The sequence below is a fragment of the Bradyrhizobium sp. 149 genome, assembly GCF_023073915.1.
Classification (GTDB): domain Bacteria; phylum Pseudomonadota; class Alphaproteobacteria; order Rhizobiales; family Xanthobacteraceae; genus Bradyrhizobium.
The window spans coordinates 246,741-264,565 of the sequence record NZ_JADPKK010000012.1 but is presented as its reverse complement, the minus strand read 5'-3'; the positions used below and the strand labels follow the sequence as shown (position 1 = coordinate 264,565).

General features: G+C 63.9%; 17 protein-coding genes. 10 read left to right on the top strand and 7 right to left on the bottom strand.

Features of this window, described 5'->3' with window-relative positions:
- The first annotated feature begins 27 nt into the window (after positions 1–27).
- The 4 genes from rbfA to pnp all read left to right on the top strand — a co-directional run bounded on the left by rbfA (position 28) and on the right by pnp (position 4,376).
- Positions 28–459: a 30S ribosome-binding factor RbfA gene (gene rbfA, locus IVA88_RS05310; RefSeq protein ID WP_247496219.1), complete on the top strand. Its 432-nt coding sequence runs from the start codon at positions 28–30 to the stop codon at positions 457–459.
- The gene (gene truB, locus IVA88_RS05305) at positions 456–1,574 is read left to right on the top strand and encodes a tRNA pseudouridine(55) synthase TruB (protein ID WP_247496218.1); all 1,119 of its coding nucleotides are present in this window, start codon (positions 456–458) and stop codon (positions 1,572–1,574) included. The genes rbfA and truB overlap by 4 nt, the downstream gene beginning before the upstream one ends.
- A gap of 2 nt (positions 1,575–1,576) precedes the next feature.
- The gene (gene rpsO / locus IVA88_RS05300) at positions 1,577–1,846 is read left to right on the top strand and encodes a 30S ribosomal protein S15 (RefSeq protein WP_007598346.1); all 270 of its coding nucleotides are present in this window, start codon (positions 1,577–1,579) and stop codon (positions 1,844–1,846) included.
- Positions 1,847–2,222: 376 nt separating this feature from the next.
- Positions 2,223–4,376 (top strand): polyribonucleotide nucleotidyltransferase, encoded by a 2,154-nt coding sequence (gene pnp, locus IVA88_RS05295; protein WP_247496217.1) that lies wholly within the window; start codon positions 2,223–2,225, stop codon positions 4,374–4,376.
- Positions 4,377–4,615: 239 nt separating this feature from the next.
- Here pnp and katG read toward each other — a convergent pair whose 3' ends face one another.
- A complete protein-coding gene (gene katG / locus IVA88_RS05290) occupies positions 4,616–6,784 on the bottom strand; it encodes a catalase/peroxidase HPI (RefSeq protein WP_247496215.1) in 2,169 nt (722 codons plus the stop codon).
- A gap of 114 nt (positions 6,785–6,898) precedes the next feature.
- On the opposite strand from katG, the gene IVA88_RS05285 reads away from it, so the two are divergent.
- The 3 genes from IVA88_RS05285 to IVA88_RS05275 all read left to right on the top strand — a co-directional run bounded on the left by IVA88_RS05285 (position 6,899) and on the right by IVA88_RS05275 (position 9,095).
- The gene (locus tag IVA88_RS05285; protein WP_247496214.1) at positions 6,899–7,825 is read left to right on the top strand and encodes a hydrogen peroxide-inducible genes activator; all 927 of its coding nucleotides are present in this window, start codon (positions 6,899–6,901) and stop codon (positions 7,823–7,825) included.
- A 7-nt stretch (positions 7,826–7,832) separates the two neighbouring features.
- Positions 7,833–8,288 carry a GNAT family N-acetyltransferase gene (locus IVA88_RS05280; protein ID WP_247496213.1) on the top strand — a complete coding sequence of 152 codons (456 nt, stop codon included), beginning with the start codon at positions 7,833–7,835 and terminating at the stop codon, positions 8,286–8,288.
- A 210-nt stretch (positions 8,289–8,498) separates the two neighbouring features.
- Positions 8,499–9,095 carry a glutathione S-transferase family protein gene (locus IVA88_RS05275; protein WP_247496212.1) on the top strand — a complete coding sequence of 199 codons (597 nt, stop codon included), beginning with the start codon at positions 8,499–8,501 and terminating at the stop codon, positions 9,093–9,095.
- Between the two features lie 53 nt (positions 9,096–9,148).
- On the opposite strand, the gene fabI is transcribed toward IVA88_RS05275, so the two are convergent.
- The 3 genes from fabI to fabA form a co-directional block, all read right to left on the bottom strand.
- A complete protein-coding gene (gene fabI / locus IVA88_RS05270; RefSeq protein ID WP_247496282.1) occupies positions 9,149–9,949 on the bottom strand; it encodes an enoyl-ACP reductase FabI in 801 nt (266 codons plus the stop codon).
- Between the two features lie 147 nt (positions 9,950–10,096).
- Positions 10,097–11,320 carry a beta-ketoacyl-ACP synthase I gene (gene fabB / locus IVA88_RS05265; RefSeq protein ID WP_247496211.1) on the bottom strand — a complete coding sequence of 408 codons (1,224 nt, stop codon included), beginning with the start codon at positions 11,318–11,320 and terminating at the stop codon, positions 10,097–10,099.
- A gap of 39 nt (positions 11,321–11,359) precedes the next feature.
- Positions 11,360–11,881 (bottom strand): bifunctional 3-hydroxydecanoyl-ACP dehydratase/trans-2-decenoyl-ACP isomerase, encoded by a 522-nt coding sequence (fabA, locus tag IVA88_RS05260; RefSeq protein ID WP_007603915.1) that lies wholly within the window; start codon positions 11,879–11,881, stop codon positions 11,360–11,362.
- Between the two features lie 354 nt (positions 11,882–12,235).
- Here fabA and irrA point away from each other — a divergent pair, with 354 nt between their 5' ends.
- Positions 12,236–12,727: an iron response transcriptional regulator IrrA gene (irrA, locus tag IVA88_RS05255; protein ID WP_247496210.1), complete on the top strand. Its 492-nt coding sequence runs from the start codon at positions 12,236–12,238 to the stop codon at positions 12,725–12,727.
- A gap of 138 nt (positions 12,728–12,865) precedes the next feature.
- On the opposite strand, the gene IVA88_RS05250 is transcribed toward irrA, so the two are convergent.
- Positions 12,866–13,396 carry an SH3 domain-containing protein gene (locus IVA88_RS05250; RefSeq protein ID WP_247496209.1) on the bottom strand — a complete coding sequence of 177 codons (531 nt, stop codon included), beginning with the start codon at positions 13,394–13,396 and terminating at the stop codon, positions 12,866–12,868.
- 326 nt (positions 13,397–13,722) lie between these two features.
- Here IVA88_RS05250 and IVA88_RS05245 point away from each other — a divergent pair, with 326 nt between their 5' ends.
- Positions 13,723–14,724: a D-glycerate dehydrogenase gene (locus IVA88_RS05245; RefSeq protein ID WP_247496208.1), complete on the top strand. Its 1,002-nt coding sequence runs from the start codon at positions 13,723–13,725 to the stop codon at positions 14,722–14,724.
- 139 nt (positions 14,725–14,863) lie between these two features.
- Here the strand turns inward: IVA88_RS05245 and IVA88_RS05240 are convergent, their stop codons facing one another.
- Complete coding sequence (locus IVA88_RS05240) at positions 14,864–15,775, bottom strand: LysR family transcriptional regulator (protein ID WP_247496207.1); 912 nt, start codon at positions 15,773–15,775, stop codon at positions 14,864–14,866.
- A gap of 113 nt (positions 15,776–15,888) precedes the next feature.
- Here IVA88_RS05240 and IVA88_RS05235 point away from each other — a divergent pair, with 113 nt between their 5' ends.
- Positions 15,889–16,896, top strand: coding sequence for an aldo/keto reductase (locus IVA88_RS05235; protein ID WP_247496206.1), 1,008 nt, complete (start codon positions 15,889–15,891; stop codon positions 16,894–16,896).
- Between the two features lie 9 nt (positions 16,897–16,905).
- Here IVA88_RS05235 and moeB read toward each other — a convergent pair whose 3' ends face one another.
- Entirely contained in the window at positions 16,906–17,709 is an 804-nt protein-coding gene (gene moeB, locus IVA88_RS05230; protein ID WP_247496281.1) for a molybdopterin-synthase adenylyltransferase MoeB, read from the bottom strand.
- Between the last annotated feature and the right edge of the window lie 116 nt (positions 17,710–17,825).

Here is a 17,825-nt window from a genome sequence, read left to right as displayed (position 1 = left end):
CGGGCATGACGAGGTGATTTCCAGACCATGCCCCGCCATCATCAGAAAAAGAGTTCCGCGCCCGGCGGCTCGCAACGTCAGTTGCGCGTCGGCGAGCAGGTTCGCCATGCGATAGCCGAGATTCTGGCGCAAGGCAGCGTGCATGATGCTGACTTCGAAGGTCACATCATCACCGTGCCGGAGGTACGGATGTCGCCCGACCTGAAGCTCGCAACAGTCTATGTGATGCCGCTCGGTGGCCGCGACACCGAGGTCGTCATCGCTGCGCTCGAGCGTAACAAGAAATTCCTGCGCGGCGAAGTCGCGCGGCGCGTTAACCTGAAATTTGCACCTGACCTTCGCTTCCGCGTCGACGAACGATTCGATGAAGCGGAACGGATCGAGAAGCTTTTGCGAACACCGGCGGTGCAGAAGGACCTGGAACAGGATCCGGATTCGGATCGGGAAGAAGAACGATGACGATGGACCCGGCTCAGGCCACGATCGGCGGCGAAGAGGCCGATCAGCGCGACGTGAAGAAAAATAATTTTGCGGACATCAGCGGCAATTCCGAGCCGCATCAGGAGCCGCGCCGCGTCAACAACGATCCCCGCGCCAACAAGCAGAAGGGCAACCAGCCGCGCCGCGACCGCCGCGACGTCCACGGCTGGGTCGTGCTCGACAAGCCGATCGGCATGACCTCGACGCAGGCCGTTGCCGTGCTCAAGCGCCTGTTCAACGCCAAGCGCGCCGGCCATGCCGGCACGCTCGATCCGCTCGCCTCCGGCGGCCTGCCGATCGCGCTCGGCGAGGCCACCAAGACCGTCCCCTTCGTCATGGACGGCCGCAAGCGCTACCAGTTCACGGTGTGCTGGGGCGAGGAGCGCGACACCGACGACATCGAGGGCCGGGCCACCGCAACCTCCGACCAGCGCCCGACCCGGGAGGCCATCGAGGCCCTGCTGCCCCGTTTCACCGGGGTGATCGAGCAGATCCCGCCGCGCTATTCCGCGATCAAGGTCCAGGGCGAGCGCGCCTACGACCTCGCCCGCGACGGCGAGATCGTGGAATTGGCCCCCCGTCCGGTCGAGATTCACCGTTTAAGCCTTGTTGATCAGCCAGATAGCGACCATGCCGTGTTCGAGGCCGAGTGCGGCAAGGGCACCTATGTCCGCGCGCTGGCCCGCGATATGGGCCGGATTCTCGGCACTTACGGCCATATCTGCGCGCTGCGGCGGACCCTTGTCGGCCCATTTGGCGAGAACGACATGATTCCGCTGGATCAGCTGGAGGCTTTGTGCGATAGAGCCGCGTCCGGCGAGGGCAGCCTCGCCGACGCGCTTATGCCCGTTGAGACCGCGCTGGACGACATCCCGGCACTGGCCGTCACTCGGGCTGATGCGGCAAGGCTCCATCGGGGCCAGGCCGTTTTGTTGCGCGGACGGGATGCGCCCACTTGTAGCGGCACAGTCTATGTCACGGTGGCAGGCCGGCTTCTCGCGCTTGCCGAAGTCGGCAATGGCGAAATCATCCCCAAGCGTGTGTTCAACCTGACCGGCCTGACTGCCAGCGCCGTTCGCAACGAGAGAAATTGACGATGTCGATTGCCGCAGAACGCAAAGCGGAAGTCATCAAGACGAATGCCAACAAAGCCGGCGACACCGGCTCGCCAGAGGTTCAGGTCGCGATCCTTTCGGAACGCATCGCCAACCTCACCAACCATTTCAAGACCCACGTGAAGGACAACCATTCGCGTCGCGGCCTCTTGAAGCTGGTGTCGACCCGCCGCTCGCTCCTCGACTATGTGAAGAAGAAGGACGAGGCGCGCTACAAGGCGCTGCTCGAAAAGCACAACATTCGTCGTTAAGAGTTCTTGCGCGCGCCAACCGGCGCGCGTTTTCGCACGTGATTTCGAACGAAAGCGTTTGCTTAAAGGTTTTTCGTCGAGGCTGCGTGCGCGTCGGATGCGAGCCGTTGAGGGCGAGCATCCGGGCATGATGGGCGAACACCGCGCTTCGGTATTCGCGTTCGTGCCGACTGACAGTCCAGCAGCAATCCGGCGGCTGGGCACAACGGGCAAGGCGCCCGTATGACCCGAAAGGATGGACGCCATCCGAAATCCAAAAACCATGGCAGGATCGCAGGACGCTGATCGCCCGCTTCGATCAACGTCCCGCAATCTTGCGCATGGTTTTTGTTTTTCGACGCGTCCTTCTTTCGAGAACCCATGAAAGAAGACCTCTATGTTCAATAAGCATTCAGTCGAGATCGACTGGGGTGGACGCCCTCTCAAGCTGGAGACCGGCAAGATCGCCCGCCAGGCCGACGGCGCCGTCGTCGCGACCTACGGCGAGACCGTGGTGCTCGCCACCGTCGTCGCGGCAAAGACCCCGCGCGAAGGCGTCGACTTCCTGCCGCTGACCGTCGACTACCAGGAGAAGACCTACGCAGCCGGCCGCATTCCCGGCGGCTATTTCAAGCGCGAGGGTCGTCCGACCGAGAAGGAAACGCTGGTCTCCCGCCTGATCGACCGTCCGATTCGTCCGCTGTTCGTCGACGGCTGGCGCAACGAGACCCAGGTGATCGTCACCGTGCTCTCGCACGACATGGAAAACGATCCGGATATCGTCGCGCTGGTGGCCTCATCGGCTGCCCTGACCCTGTCGGGTGCTCCGTTCAAGGGCCCGATCGGCGCCGCGCGTGTCGGCTTCGCCAATGACGAGTTCATCCTCAACCCGACGCTCGACGAGATGGTCGACACCCAGCTCGACCTCGTCGTCGCCGGCACCGCCGACGCCGTGCTGATGGTGGAATCGGAAGCCAAGGAGCTGAACGAAGAGATCATGCTCGGCGCCGTGATGTTCGGTCACCGCCACTTCCAGCCGGTGATCAACGCGATCATCGAGCTCGCCGAGAAGGCCGCGAAGGAGCCGCGCGAGGTCACCACGATCGACAATTCGGCGCTCGAAAAGGAAATGCTCGGCATGGTCGAGCAGGAACTGCGCGCCGCCTACGCCATTCCGGTCAAGCAGGATCGCTACGCCGCGGTCGGCAAGGTCAAGGAAAAGGTGATCGCCCACTATTTCCCGGAAGGCCAGGAGCCGAAATACGACAAGCTGCGCATCGGCGGCGTGTTCAAGGAGCTCGAAGCCAAGATCGTTCGCTGGAACATTCTCGACACCGGCAAGCGCATCGACGGACGCGATTCCAAGACCGTGCGCAACATCGTCGCCGAAGTCGGCGTGCTGCCCCGCGCCCACGGCTCGGCGCTGTTCACCCGCGGCGAGACCCAGGCGCTGGTCGTGACCACGCTCGGCACCGGCGAGGACGAGCAGTACATCGACGCGCTGTCGGGAACGTACAAAGAGACGTTCCTGCTGCACTACAACTTCCCTCCCTACTCGGTCGGTGAAACCGGTCGTCTCGGCGGCACCAAGCGCCGCGAGATCGGCCACGGCAAGCTCGCCTGGCGCGCGATCCACCCGGTGCTGCCGCCGCACCACGAATTCCCCTACACCACGCGCGTGGTGTCGGAGATCACCGAGTCCAACGGCTCCTCGTCGATGGCATCGGTCTGCGGCGCCTCGCTCGCGCTGATGGACGCCGGCGTGCCGTTGAAGCGGCCGACGGCGGGCATCGCGATGGGCCTGATCCTCGAAGACAAGCGCTTTGCGGTTCTCTCGGACATCCTCGGTGACGAGGACCATCTCGGCGACATGGACTTCAAGGTCGCCGGTACCGAGCTGGGCATCACCTCGCTCCAGATGGACATCAAGATCGAGGGCATCACCGAAGAGATCATGAAGGTCGCGCTCGGCCAGGCCAAGGATGGGCGTATCCACATCCTCGGCGAGATGTCGAAGGCGCTCACCAATGCGCGTGCCGAGCTCGGCGAATACGCGCCGCGCATCGAGACCTTCAAGATTGCCACCGACAAGATCCGCGAAGTGATCGGCACCGGCGGCAAGGTGATCCGTGAGATCGTCGAGAAGACCGGCGCCAAGGTCAATATCGAGGACGACGGCACCGTGAAGGTCGCTTCCAACGACGGTGAGGCGATGAAGGCCGCGATCAAGTGGATCAAGTCGATCGCGTCCGATCCGGAAGTCGGCCAGATCTATGACGGCACCGTCGTCAAGGTGATGGAGTTTGGCGCTTTCGTGAACTTCTTCGGCTCCAAGGACGGTCTCGTCCACATCAGCCAGCTCGCCTCGGCGCGCGTGCAGAAGACCTCCGACGTCGTCAAGGAAGGCGACAAGGTCAAGGTCAAGCTGCTCGGCTTCGACGACCGCGGCAAGACCCGCCTGTCGATGAAGGTGGTCGACCAGGAGACCGGCGAGGACCTCGAGGGCAAGGGCGAGAACCAGCAGCCCGCACGCGAGGCGGCCGGCGAGTAAATCTCGCTCTGCCAGAAACACGAAGGGCGGCCTCGCGGCCGCCCTTTTTGTTTGAGGTGTTTGGCGCCTGCTCCGGTCGATATGCGCTCCCTCTCCCGCTTGCGGGAGAGGGTTGGGGAGAGGGTATTTCCACAGAGAGACTCCCAATGAGGAGAGAGTCCTCACCCGCCGCGCGGCACGATGCGTCGCATCGCCCGGAGCGCGTCGACCTCTCCCGCAAGCGGGAGAGGTGCAACAACTCAGGCCGCGAGGTCGAACCGGTCGAGGTTCATCACCTTGGTCCAGGCCTTGGCGAAGTCCTTGACGAACTGCTCCTTGGAATCCGACGTGGCGTAGACCTCGGCGTAGGCGCGAAGCTGCGAGTGCGCGCCGAAGATCAGGTCGACGCGCGTGCCGGTCCACTTGACCGCGTTGGTCTTGCGATCGCGGCCCTCGTAGCTGCCGTCAGTGTCGGCCGGCGTCCACTGCGTGCTCATGTCGAGCAGGTTGACGAAGAAGTCGTTGCTCAGCGTTCCCACCTTCGAGGTCAGGACGCCGTTCTTCGAACCGTTCGCATTGGCGCCGAGCACGCGAAGACCGCCGACGAGCACCGTCATCTCCGGGCCGGTAAGCCGGAGCAGCTGCGCACGATCGACCAGGGCTTCCTCGGGCATCATGAACTGATGCCGCTTGCCGATGAAGTTGCGGAAGCCATCGGCCCGCGGCTCCAGCGGAGCGAAGGAAGCAGCGTCAGTCTGCTCCTGCGAGGCATCCATCCGGCCCGGCGTGAAGCCGACCTTCACGTCGACGCCGGCATCCTTCGCGGCCTTCTCGACCGCGGCGGTGCCGCCGAGCACGATGAGGTCCGCCAGCGAGACCTTCTTCGCACCGGATGACGCGTTGAAGTCCTTCTGGATCGCTTCGAGCTTGCCCAGGACCTTCGCGAGCTGAGCCGGCTCGTTCACCTCCCAATCCTTCTGCGGAGCAAGGCGGATGCGCGCGCCGTTGGCGCCGCCGCGCTTGTCCGAGCCGCGGAACGTCGAGGCCGACGCCCAGGCGGTCGAGACCAGTTCAGACACCGACAGACCCGAGGCCAGGATCTTCGCCTTCAGCGAGGCGATATCCTGCTCGTTAGCCAGCTCGTGATTCACGGCCGGGATGGGATCCTGCCAGATCAGCGTCTCCTTCGGCACGAGCGGGCCGAGATAGCGCACGACCGGACCCATGTCGCGGTGGGTGAGCTTGAACCAGGCGCGGGCGAAGGCGTCCGCGAACTGATCGGGATTCTCTAGGAAGCGGCGCGAGATCTTCTCATAGGCCGGATCGAAGCGCAGCGAGAGGTCGGTGGTCAGCATCGTCGGCCGATGCTTCTTCGATTTGTCGAAGGCATCGGGAATGATGGCTTCCGCGTTCTTGGCAGTCCACTGTTGCGCACCGGCCGGGCTCTTGGTCAGCTCCCACTCGAAGTTGAACAGGTTCTCGAAGAAGTTGTTGCTCCACTTCGTCGGGGTCTGCGACCAGGTCACCTCGAGACCGCTGGTGATGGAATCGCCGCCAATGCCCGAAGCGTGCTTGCTCTTCCAGCCGAGGCCCTGATCCTCGAGCGCGCCCGCTTCCGGCTCCGGTCCGACCAGCGACGGATCGCCGGCACCATGGGTCTTGCCGAAGGTGTGGCCGCCGGCGATCAGCGCGACGGTTTCCTCGTCGTTCATCGCCATGCGGAAGAAGGTCTCGCGGATGTCCTTGGCCGCGGCGATCGGATCCGGCTTGCCGTTCGGGCCTTCCGGATTGACATAAATGAGGCCCATCTGCACCGCGCCGAGCGGCTCGGCGAGCTGGCGTTCGCCGCTGTAGCGCTCATCGCCCAGCCACGTGCCTTCCGGACCCCAATACAGCTCTTCCGGCTCCCAGACGTCGGCGCGGCCGCCGGCAAAGCCAAACGTCTTGAAGCCCATCGATTCCAGCGCGACGTTGCCGGCGAGCACCATCAGATCGGCCCAGGAAATCTTGCGGCCGTATTTCTGCTTGATCGGCCACAGCAGACGGCGCGCCTTGTCGAGGTTGGCGTTATCGGGCCAGCTGTTGAGCGGCGCAAACCGCTGCTGACCGGCGCCGGCGCCACCGCGACCGTCCGTGATGCGATAGGTGCCCGCGCTGTGCCAGGCCATGCGGATCATGAGGCCGCCATAGTGACCGAAGTCGGCCGGCCACCATTCCTGCGATTCGGCCATCAGTGCGGTCAAGTCCTTGATGACCGCGTTCAGGTCGAGCGACTTGAATTCCTTGGCGTAGTCGAAGTCCTTGTCCATCGGGTCGGACTTGGGGGAATTCTTGTGCAGCATCTCGATGCTGAGCTGGGTCGGCCACCAATCGCGGTTCGCCGGCACGCGTTTTCCACCCGAAAACGGGCACTTTGAAGTGTCGTCCATGAATACCTCCTCTGGTGGCGTCGAACTCGCGCCTTTGACCAGGTAGAAGCACTCTAAGCTTCGCGTTCGATCAGGGGAAGTTGACTTTAATGATCGCTGCGATAAGTTTTTCTGATGATAAATCTGACACTGCGCCAGCTCCGGTATTTCGACGCCTTGGCGCGTCACGGCCATTTCGGCCGCGCGGCTGAGTCCTGCTCCATCTCGCAACCGGCCTTGTCGATGCAGATCAAGGAGATGGAGGAGGCGCTCGGCGGCCTGCTGCTGGAGCGCAGCGCCCGGCAGGTGGCACTGACCCGATTCGGCGAGGAGCTCGCGCAGCGCGTCCGCGATATTTTGCGCTCGGTCGACGAGCTCGGCGATTTCGCCCGCGCCTCGCAGGACCGGTTCTCCGGACGGCTGCGCATCGGCATGATCCCGACGATCGCGCCCTATCTGCTGCCCACGATCACCAAAAATCTCACGCGCATGCATCCCGAGCTCGACATCCGCGTGCGCGAGACGATGACACCACGGCTGATCCAGGAACTGGTGGAAGGCCGGCTCGACACCGCCATCGTTGCGTTGCCGGTGTCCGAGCCCTCGCTCACCGAGGTCGCCCTGTTCGAGGAGAAGTTCCTGCTGGTGCGGCCGGGCGCGGATGAGGGCACGCCAGCCCCATCGCGGGAGATGATGCGCGAGATGCGGCTGCTGCTGCTCGAAGAGGGGCACTGCTTCCGCGATCAGGCGCTGTCGTTCTGCAACATGCAATCGGCGCCGCCACGCGAGATGCTGGATGCCAATTCACTGTCGACGCTGGTCCAGATGGTCAGCGCCGGCATCGGGGTCACCTTGATCCCGGAGATGGCGGTGGCGGTGGAGACGCGATCGGCCTCGGTCTCGCTTGCGCGCTTCCGCGACCCGCAGCCGTCGCGCACCATTGGCATGGTCTGGCGCAAGACCAGCCCGCTGGCGCGCCAACTGCTTCAGATCTCCGAGGTGGTGTGTCTGTCGGCCGGCAAGGTGCGCGCACGGCCATCCGCGCGCGGCAAGCCGACCTGAGTCCCCGATGTCCCATGCCATCATCCGCCCGGCTCGCGCCGACGAATACGACGAGATCGGCCGCGTCTGGATGGAGAGCTGGGTCTCGACCGGGCTCGGCGAGGCGAGCGACTTCCTGCTGGCAAACCTGCGTGCACGCATCCGGCGCGAGACTGAGGACGGCTGGAGCCTGTTCGTCGCCGACCACAACGGCACGATCGCGGCGATGCTGGCGCTGCATGTCCCAAACCTCTATCTCGACATGCTGTTCGTCGCACCCGCCTATCAGGGCCAATCGCTCGGCCGCCAATTGCTCGCCTTCACGCGCACGCAAATGCCGGACGAGATGTATCTGCGCTGCGTCCGCGAGAACGAAAAAGCCTGGCGCTGGTACGAGCGCGAGGGCTTTGTGTTCGAGAAGGAGGAGATCGAGCCCTCGAACGGGTTTGTGATGAAATATTATCGGTGGAAGAAGATGACGTAGATTGTGCTTACGGGGGCGGTCCGCAGGCTCGATCGGGATTTCCCGGCTATCAAGGATGACTGACGCGCTCCGTCTGCAAGACTCATTCAATTTGACCAAGATGCCGCTCGCGGAACGCGGCGTCCGCCTAGGCGTAGTGCGTTGCGATTTCGAAGCAGACCCGCGATAAATGCGCCTCGCTCACCTCCCGCCGATGGAAGGTTCCTTGCCATGATCAAGCTCTATTGGTCGCCCCGCTCGCGCTCGTTCACGACACTCTGGCTGATGGAAGAGAGTGGCCTGCCGTATGAGCGCGTATTGACCGACATTACGACCGGTGCGCAGAAAGCGCCGGATTTCCTCAAGGTCAATCCGATGGGCAAGGTGCCGGCGCTCAGTGACGGCGATGCCGCGCTGGGCGAAGCGGCCGCGATCTGCGCCTACATCGCCGACCGCTATCCCGCGACGAGGCTTGCGCCAAACGTGGCCGATCCGCGGCGCGCGCGCTATCTGCAATGGCTGTTCTTTTCGCCGGGCTGCATTGAGCCCGCCATCATCCAGATCTTCACCAAGATCGAGATTCCGACCTCGACCGCCGCCTGGGGCAGCGCGACGCAGGTGTTCGACGTCCTGGAAGCCGCGCTCGCGAAAGGGCCGTGGATTCTCGGCGAGGAGTTTTCGGCCGCCGACATCACGATCGGATCAGGCCTGAACTTTGCGGTGCGCCTGTTCAAGATGGTGCCGTCGCGGCCGGCCTTCGACGCCTATCTCGCGCGTTGCATGGCGAGGCCGGCGTTCCAGCGCGCGGAGAAGATCGCGGCGGGTTAGAGCATGATCCGGGAAGGTGTGCAGCCGTTTTCCGAAAAGATCATGCCCACACTTCAGTCTTCCGTCTTCAAATCATCAGGCTTCGGCATCAGGACGATGTTGTAGCCGGAATCGACATAATGGATCTCGCCGGTCACGCCGCCGGAGAGATCCGACAACAGATACAGCGCCGAGCCGCCGAGCTCGTCGAGCGTGACGCCGCGGCGGAGCGGCGAATGCTTTTGCATGAAGGCGAACATCGCGCGCGCCTCACCGATGCCCGAGCCGGCGAGCGTGCGGATGGGGCCTGCGGAGATCGCGTTGACGCGGATGCCGCGCGGCCCGAAATCGGAGGCGAGATAGCGCACCGATGCTTCCAGCGCCGCCTTGGCCACGCCCATCACGTTGTAGTTCGGCATCGCGCGCATCGAGGCGCCGAAGGTCAGCGTGATCATGCTGCCGCCCTCCGTCATCAGCTCGGCGGCGCGCTTTGCCACTTCCGTGAAGGAGAAGCAGGAGATGACCATGGTGCGGGAAAAGTTCTCGCGGCTGGTGTCGGCGTAACGGCCCTTGAGCTCGTTCTTGTCGGCGAAGCCGATCGCGTGGATCACGAAGTCCAGCCGGCCCCATTTCTCGCGTAGCGCAGCGAAGGTGGCATCGACGCTGGCGATATCCTCGACGTCGCAGGGCAGCACCATGTCGACGCCAAGCTGCTCCGCCAGCGGCTTGACGCGCTTGCCCAGCGCCTCGCCCTGGAAGGTGAAGGCGAGCTCGGCGCCGTGGGCATGCAGCGTCTTCGCCATGCCCCAGGCGATCGAATGATCATTGGCGATGCCCATGATCAGACCGCGCTTGCCTTTCATCAATTCCTGCATCGTTTCGATCACTTTCCGCTGTCGTCATGGCCGGGCTTGTCCCGGGCATCCACGCCCTTCGAAGCCGGGGCCAAGACGTGCCAAGACGGGGATGGCCGGGACAAGCCCGGCCATGAGGAGAAAATTACCAGCGCGTCCGCAAGGATGTCACGCATCCAGGCGGCTGAACACCAGCGTGGCATTGGTGCCGCCGAAGCCGAAGGAGTTCGACAGCACGGTACCGATTTTGACATTATCGATGCGCTTGCGCACGATCGGCATGTCGGCGAACGCGGGATCGAGCTCCTGGATGTGTGCGCTCTCGCAGATGAAACCGTTGTTCATCATCAGCAGCGAGTAGATCGCTTCCTGCACCCCAGTTGCGCCCAGGGAGTGACCGGTCAGCGCCTTGGTCGCGGAGATCGGCGGGCACTTCTCGCCGCTTCCGAACACCCTGCGGAGCGCGTCGATCTCCGGCGGATCGCCGGCCGGCGTCGATGTCGCGTGCGGATTGATGTAGTCGACCTTGGTCTTCACCGTCGACATCGCCATGCGCATGCAGCGCTCGGCGCCCTCGCCGGAGGGTGCGACCATGTCGTAGCCGTCGGAGGTCGCGCCGTAGCCGACGATCTCGCCGTAAATGCGCGCGCCGCGCGCCTTGGCATGCTCGAGCTCTTCCAGCACCAGCACGCCGGCGCCGCCGGCAATCACGAAGCCGTCGCGGTTGATGTCGTAGGGACGCGAGGCCGTGGCGGGCGTGTCGTTGTACTTCGAGGACATCGCGCCCATGGCGTCGAACAGCACCGACAGCGACCAGTCCAGCTCCTCGCAGCCGCCGGCAAAGATGACGTCCTGCTTGCCAATCTGGATCGTCTCATAGGCGTTGCCCACGCAATGGTTCGACGTGGCGCAGGCCGACGAGATTGAATAGTTCACGCCCTTGATCTTGAACCAGGTCGCAAGCGTCGCGGAGGCCGTGGAGGACATCGCCTTCGGCACTGCAAACGGTCCGACGCGCTTCGGCCCCTTGGTACGGGTGATGTCGGCGGCCTCGACGATGGTGCGAGCGGACGGGCCGCCGGAGCCCATGATGATGCCGGTGCGGATGTTGGAGATTTCGTCAGGCGACAGACCGGAATCCTGGATCGCCTGTTCCATCGCGACGTGATTCCACGCCGCGCCCTGACCGAGGAAACGCATGGCGCGGCGGTCGACCACCGTCGAAGCATCGAGCGTCGGCGCACCCTGCACCTGCGAACGGAAGCCGAGTTCGGCATATTTCTCAGCCCGCGAAATGCCCGACTTCGCCTCGTGAAGGCTCGCAAGCACTTCCTGGGTGTTGCTTCCGATGGAAGAGACAATGCCCATCCCGGTGACCACAACCCGCCTCATGACAGCCTCGCCTCAATCGTTGTCTTCGTGGTGATGCGCTCAGCCCAGGCTCGTGCCCTGCTTGAACAGGCCGACCTTCAGATCCTTCGCGCGATAGATAATCTGGTCATCGACCGAAAGCCATCCGTCGGCGATACCGAGCACCAGCTTTGAACGCATCACGCGCTTGATATCGATGTTGTACACAACCTTGCGGGCCTCGGGCAGCACTTGGCCGCTGAACTTCAGCTCGTTCAGGCCAAGCGCGCGACCGCGACCTTCACCGCCGCTCCAGCCCAGATAAAAGCCGACCATTTGCCACAGCGCATCGAGCCCGAGGCAGCCGGGCATCACCGGATCGTTCTTGAAGTGGCAGCCGAAGAACCAGAGGTCGGGCTTCACGTCGAGCTCGGCGCGCACCACTCCCTTGCCGAATTCGCCGCCGGTCTCGCTGATGTCGGTGATGCGGTCGAACATGAGCATCGGCGGCAGCGGCAACTGCGCATTGCCGGGGCCGAACATCTCGCCGCGGGCACATGCCAGCAGATCTTCATATTCGTAACCGTTGCGCCTGTTCAGCATGCGGAAGCCTTTGTGTTCTAACCCCGATTGGGCGGCGTTTCCGGCAAACGGGGCCCATCTTGTTCGAAAAGCAACGCCAGTTGCCATTGTATTAAGACGAGAATACCGAAGGATCCGGATGGATGGCGAGCGGTCCTCAATGCTTGGCCGCGTCAAAATCGGTTAAGCGGAACCGCGGGCTCTCTAACACAGGCCATTTCGGGTAGCAAAGCGCTCTCATGAAGGTAAAATGACGGGGCGGCGGCCCGGTTCCCGGCTAATTAGAACCACTCTAGTTGCGAGAAACTTGCATCTGCATCTATCTCTCCATATATGTTGCAGAGAGATAGCGTCCACGCGTGCCCGATTTTGGAAATGACTGAAAACAGCGCCACCCGCCACGACGACGACGTCCATTCCACGGCCCTTCTGTCGGGCCGCCAGCCGGCCTTGACCGGTTGCCCGTGGCACGACGTCAACGAAATGCTTCAGTCCGCAGGGCTTCGTCCGACGCGCCAGCGAATGGCGCTGGGCTGGCTCCTGTTCGGCAAGGGTGCACGTCACCTCACAGCTGAAATGCTCTACGAAGAAGCGACGCTGGCCAAGGTGCCGGTCTCGCTCGCGACCGTCTACAACACGCTGAACCAGCTCACCGATGCCGGCCTGCTCCGTCAGGTCAGCGTCGACGGCACCAAGACCTATTTCGACACCAACGTCACGACCCACCATCACTACTACCTCGAGAACAGCCATGAGCTGGTCGACATCGAGGATCCGCATCTGGCGCTGTCGAAGATGCCGGAGGTGCCCGCCGGTTACGAGATCGCCCGCATCGACATGGTCGTGCGGTTGCGCAAGAAGCGCTGAGATCGATCCTAAACTGCTGATCTAGTCGTCATGGCCGGGCTTGTCCCGGCCATCCACGTTCTTGGGTCTGAAAGTACGTGGATGCCCGGGACAAGCCCGGGCATGACGGTTGAGCAACAGCTCCGCTCCCGCCCAATGTCAGTTCACCTGCTCGTCCGAGTAGACGCCCCAGAGGCGCTCTTGCTGGATCCAGCCGTCAAAGCCGTTGCCGACGACGTGACACCAGTTTGCGGTGCACTTCTTCACCTGCGTGACGACGCCGGCCTGGAGCCTGGCTGCAACTGCGCTGTCGGGATCGGCGCGGTCGTAGATCGGTGCGAGATCGTCCTTGTGCTTCATGGTGACGACGGCGGTACGGCGGCCCGACAGCAGCGAGTGATAGACCCAGCCCTCGGCGCCCTCGGAATCGCGCACCCGGCGCCAGTTCTCGAACTCGGCGGTGATTTCGACCGGCAGGCCGGAGCGGGTGTAGACCCAGGCGACGTCATTGTCCTTGGTCGGGCCGGCGCGGACGTTGACGTGATCCGATTTGAGGCTGACGTAGCGCGGCACCGGGAGGCCCGAGGCAGTCTGGGGTGTGCTGTCCTTTGCCGAATACCCGGGGCTGACCGAAGCGCTCAACCAGGTGCAAACGAGCGCCATCACCGAACAAAAACGCCCCAACGCCATCAACCCGTCTCCTGTCGAAGGTCCGGCCAAGCCGGGCCCTGACCCCAAAATTCCAAAACCATGCCGCTGTCGCCCCTGACCCGCCCCAGGCGGGTGTTCCCGGCCCCTTTGCCCGTGGTTCTTGTCTTGGCCCGGCCTTCTGCTAGAGAGGACGGACATCTGAACAACCGGTTTGTCCCGATTTTCCGGCCGGAAATGTCGGGAGAGCTTGAAGGAAACGCCGGGGACGACACGGCAAGGGCAGTGTCGAACAACCGGGTTAATGAGGCCTCAACGGCCGGCCTTTGGCGACAGAGGCGGCTTGCAACGCCTCATGAGGGCAGGACATGTCGGTGAAGAAAAAGCCCCTCGTCGTGGTGACGCGCAAGCTTCCGGACTCGATCGAGACCCGGATGCGCGAGCTGTTCGACGCGCGGATCAATCTCGACGACACGCCGATGTCGGCCGAGCAGATCGCGGAAGCCGCGCGCACCGCCGACGTGCTGGTTCCGACCGTGACCGATCACATCTCCGCCGACATCGTCAACCAGCCCGACTGCAAGCTGAAACTGATCGCGAATTTCGGCAACGGCGTCGACAACATCGATGTCGAGGCCGCGCACGCCCGCGGCATCACCGTCACCAACACGCCAAAAGTTCTGACCGAAGACACCGCCGACATGACCATGGCGCTGATCCTCGCCGTGCCGCGGCGCATGATCGAAGGCGCCTCGATCCTGACGGAAGGAAAACCCTGGCCCGGCTGGTCGCCGACCTGGATGCTCGGTCATCGCATCGGGGGAAAGCGCCTCGGCATCATCGGCATGGGCCGCATCGGCCAGGCGGTCGCGCGCCGCGCCCGCGCCTTCGGCCTGCAGATCCACTATCACAACCGCCGGCCCGTGGCGCCGAAGATCGCCGAAGAGCTGGGCGCGACCTATTGGGAAAGCCTCGACCAGATGCTGGCGCGGATGGACATCATCTCCGTGAACTGTCCGCACACGCCGGCGACCTATCATCTGCTCTCGGCGCGCCGGCTGAAGCTGATCCGCAAGGACGCCTACATCGTCAACACCGCGCGCGGCGGGGTCACCGACGAGGACACGCTGATCAAGCTGATCGAAGGCGGCGAGATCGGCGGCGCCGGCCTCGACGTCTACGAGCACGAGCCCGCGGTGAACCCGAAGCTGGTGCGGCTCGCCAAGGCCGGCAAGGTGACGCTGCTGCCGCATATGGGCTCGGCCACGATCGAGGGCCGCGTCGAGATGGGCGAGAAGGTGATCATCAACATCCGCACCTTCCTCGACGCGCACAAGCCGCCGGATCGCGTGCTGCCGAGCATGCTCTGAGTCTCTAATCTCCCCGCGCCACGAACTCGTCCCCTCATCCTGAGGAGACCGCACAGCGGTCGTTCGAAGGATGGCCGCGGGCGAGAGCCGGACCTTGCATGATTCGAGACGGCGCTTCGCGCCTCCCCACCATGAGGATCTAGGATCTGCGCGTTTCGCGCTTCCGCCAGTCGGCGACGAAATCGATGAAGGCGCGCAGCGCGGGCGGCGTTTGCCGCCGGCTCGGATAATACAGGAACGGGCCCGGGAACGGCTCGCACCAATCTTCCATCAGGCTGATCAGGGCGCCGGACTTCAGGGCTTCGTCGACATAGCCATCGATCGTTGCCCAGATGCCGGCGCCGTCGAGCGCGGCCTGCATGGCCAAGGTCATATTCGTCGAGATCAGCTTTGCGGGCGGATCGACCTTCACGACCTGGCCGGCTTTCTCGAATTCCAGATCGTGCATGACGCCGCTCGAATAGCGGGCGCGGATGCAATCATGCTCGAGCAGATCCTTCGGATGGTTCGGCCTGCCGCGGCGCGCGAGGTAGGCAGGCGATGCGACGACGACATAGCGCTGCGGGCCACTCAGCGGGATCGCCACCATGTCCTGCGCGAGATGCTCGCCATAGCGCACACCGGCATCGAAGCCGGCGCTGACGATGTCGACGAAGCCGCTCTCAGAGACGATGTCGAGATCGACCTGCGGATACGCTGCGAGAAACGGCCCGGCCATCGGCGCCAGCACGAGATCGACCGCGGGCGGCGGCGCGTTGATGCGCAGGCGGCCCGAGGCGACCTCCCGCAGGCCCCGCACCTGATCGAGCGCATCGCCGACATCGCGCAGCGCCGGCGCCACACGCGACAGCAGCAGTTCGCCTGCCTCGGTCAGGGCGACGCTGCGGGTGGTGCGGTTCATCAGACGGACGCCGAGGCGCTCCTCCAGGTCTCGCAGACGTTGGCTAAGGCTCGACACGGACACACGCATTTCGATCGCGGCACGCCGGAAATTGCGGGTGCGGGCGACCGCCACGAAGACATCGAGATCGCGCAGATCAGGCTCAACCATTGTTCGCCATTGTGAACAAGCTATTCTCGATTGTCTATCTTATCGGCGCAATCGAGCAGGAGCATATCTGGCCTTGTCACGCGGCAGTCAGCCGCCTTTCGAGGAGAGCCATCATGGAACAGCGCAAACTCGGTTCAACCGGCCCCACCGTCTCCGCCCTCGGCCTCGGCTGCATGGGCATGTCCGAAGTCTATGGCCCCGCCGATCGCGGCGAGAGCATCACCACCATCCACGCGGCGCTCGACGCCGGCATCACGCTGCTCGACACCGGTGATTTCTACGCGATGGGTCACAACGAGATGCTGGTTCGCGAGGCGCTGAAGGATGTCTCACGCGAAAAACTCCAGATCAGCGTGAAGTTCGGCGCGCTGCGTGGTCCCGCCGGCGAATTCGCGGGAATGGACACGAGGCCGGCCGCGACCAAAAACTTCCTCGCCTATTCACTGCAACGCCTCGGCACCGACTATATCGACATCTATCGCCCGGCGCGGCTCGATCCGAATGTGCCCATCGAGGAGACCATCGGCGGCCTCGCCGATCTCGTGAAGGCCGGCTACATCAGGCATATCGGCCTGTCCGAGGTCGGCTCCGACACCATCCGCCGCGCCCATGCCGTGCATCCGATCGTCGATCTCCAGATCGAATATTCGCTGATCGAGCGCGGCATCGAGCGCGATATCCTCAAGACCTGCCGCGAGCTCGGCATCGGCATCACGGCTTACGGCGTGCTCGCGCGCGGACTGATCAGTGGCCATTGGACGAAGGACAGCGGCAAAGCCGGCAGAGACTACCGGCTGATGACGCCCCGTTTCCAGGGCGCGAACCTCGATGCCAATCTCGCGCTGGTGGAATCCCTCCGTGCGATCGCCGCCGAGATCGGCGCCACGCCGGCGCAGGTCGCGATCGCCTGGGTGGCGGCGCAGGGCAAGGAGATCGTGCCGCTGGTCGGCGCCCGCACCCGCAACCGCCTCAGCGAGGCACTTGGTGCGGCCAAGGTCACGCTGACGCCGGCTCATCTCGCGGTGCTGGCAAAGGCCTTCCCGCCCGATGTCGCCGCCGGCACGCGTTACGCGGCCGAGCAGATGGCGCATCTCGACAGCGAGAAAGCGGCTACGGCGTAACCGCGGCAATCAGGTGCGATGGGCACTCAGGTCAGTCATGACCGGCCCATCGCCGTTGAGCGGATTGGCCGGATCGCGCGCATAGCGCAACGTCTCGAAGCGCATCGCGCGCGCATCGATCATCAGGAGACGGCCAACCAAGCCGTCGCCAAAGCCGACGATCTCCCGGATCGCCTCCAGTGCCATCATCGAGCCCATCACGCCCGCAAGCGCGCCCATGACGCCGGCTTCCGCACACGCCGGCACGGTCCCGGGCGGCGGCGCCTCCGGAAACAGGCAGCGATAAGTCGGATTGAATTCGCCCTGCTCGTTCTTCTCATGCGCGCGGATGGTGGTGAGCGAGCCGTCGAAGGTGCCGAGCGCGGCCGTGATCAGCGGCCGCTTGGCGAAGAAGCAGGCATCCGAGGCCAGATAACGCGTCGAGAAATTGTCGGAGCCGTCGAGCACGAGATCGTAGTCGCCGATCAGGTTGAGTGCGTTGTCGGCGTTGAGCCAAGTGGCATGGCCAACGAAGCGGACATGCGGATTGAGCGCCGAAATCCGTTCGGCCGCGCTCTCGACCTTGTGCCGGCCGATATCGGGCGTGGTGTGAATGACCTGGCGCTGGAGGTTCGATAGCGACACCACATCGTCATCGACCACGCCAAGCGTACCGACACCGGCGGCCGCCAGATACATCAAGGCTGGCGCACCGAGGCCGCCGGCGCCGATCACCAGCACGGAGGCCCGCTTCAGCGCAGCCTGGCCGGGGCCACCGACATCGCGCAGCACAATATGACGGGCATAACGTTCGAGTTCGTCCGGGCTCAGCATCATCGTCCTTCCAGATCCTCCCCTCATGGTGAGGAGGCGCGAAGCGCCGTCTCCTCAGGATGAGGAGCTAGACCTCTCCTGCCACTCTGAACCACCCCAACATTGTTCGCGACCAA

Excerpts from the sequence above, each read along its gene's own strand:
- rbfA (WP_247496219.1), top strand. The coding sequence starts at position 28 with ATGCCCCGCCATCATCAGAAAAAGAGTTCCGCGCCCGGCGGCTCGCAA.
- truB (WP_247496218.1), top strand. The coding sequence starts at position 456 with ATGACGATGGACCCGGCTCAGGCCACGATCGGCGGCGAAGAGGCCGAT.
- rpsO (WP_007598346.1), top strand. The coding sequence starts at position 1,577 with ATGTCGATTGCCGCAGAACGCAAAGCGGAAGTCATCAAGACGAATGCC.
- pnp (WP_247496217.1), top strand. The coding sequence starts at position 2,223 with ATGTTCAATAAGCATTCAGTCGAGATCGACTGGGGTGGACGCCCTCTC.
- katG (WP_247496215.1), bottom strand. The coding sequence starts at position 6,784 with ATGGACGACACTTCAAAGTGCCCGTTTTCGGGTGGAAAACGCGTGCCG.
- IVA88_RS05285 (WP_247496214.1), top strand. The coding sequence starts at position 6,899 with ATGATAAATCTGACACTGCGCCAGCTCCGGTATTTCGACGCCTTGGCG.
- IVA88_RS05280 (WP_247496213.1), top strand. The coding sequence starts at position 7,833 with ATGTCCCATGCCATCATCCGCCCGGCTCGCGCCGACGAATACGACGAG.
- IVA88_RS05275 (WP_247496212.1), top strand. The coding sequence starts at position 8,499 with ATGATCAAGCTCTATTGGTCGCCCCGCTCGCGCTCGTTCACGACACTC.
- fabI (WP_247496282.1), bottom strand. The coding sequence starts at position 9,949 with ATGCAGGAATTGATGAAAGGCAAGCGCGGTCTGATCATGGGCATCGCC.
- fabB (WP_247496211.1), bottom strand. The coding sequence starts at position 11,320 with ATGAGGCGGGTTGTGGTCACCGGGATGGGCATTGTCTCTTCCATCGGA.
- fabA (WP_007603915.1), bottom strand. The coding sequence starts at position 11,881 with ATGCTGAACAGGCGCAACGGTTACGAATATGAAGATCTGCTGGCATGT.
- irrA (WP_247496210.1), top strand. The coding sequence starts at position 12,236 with ATGACTGAAAACAGCGCCACCCGCCACGACGACGACGTCCATTCCACG.
- IVA88_RS05250 (WP_247496209.1), bottom strand. The coding sequence starts at position 13,396 with ATGGCGTTGGGGCGTTTTTGTTCGGTGATGGCGCTCGTTTGCACCTGG.
- IVA88_RS05245 (WP_247496208.1), top strand. The coding sequence starts at position 13,723 with ATGTCGGTGAAGAAAAAGCCCCTCGTCGTGGTGACGCGCAAGCTTCCG.
- IVA88_RS05240 (WP_247496207.1), bottom strand. The coding sequence starts at position 15,775 with ATGGTTGAGCCTGATCTGCGCGATCTCGATGTCTTCGTGGCGGTCGCC.
- IVA88_RS05235 (WP_247496206.1), top strand. The coding sequence starts at position 15,889 with ATGGAACAGCGCAAACTCGGTTCAACCGGCCCCACCGTCTCCGCCCTC.
- moeB (WP_247496281.1), bottom strand. The coding sequence starts at position 17,709 with ATGCTGAGCCCGGACGAACTCGAACGTTATGCCCGTCATATTGTGCTG.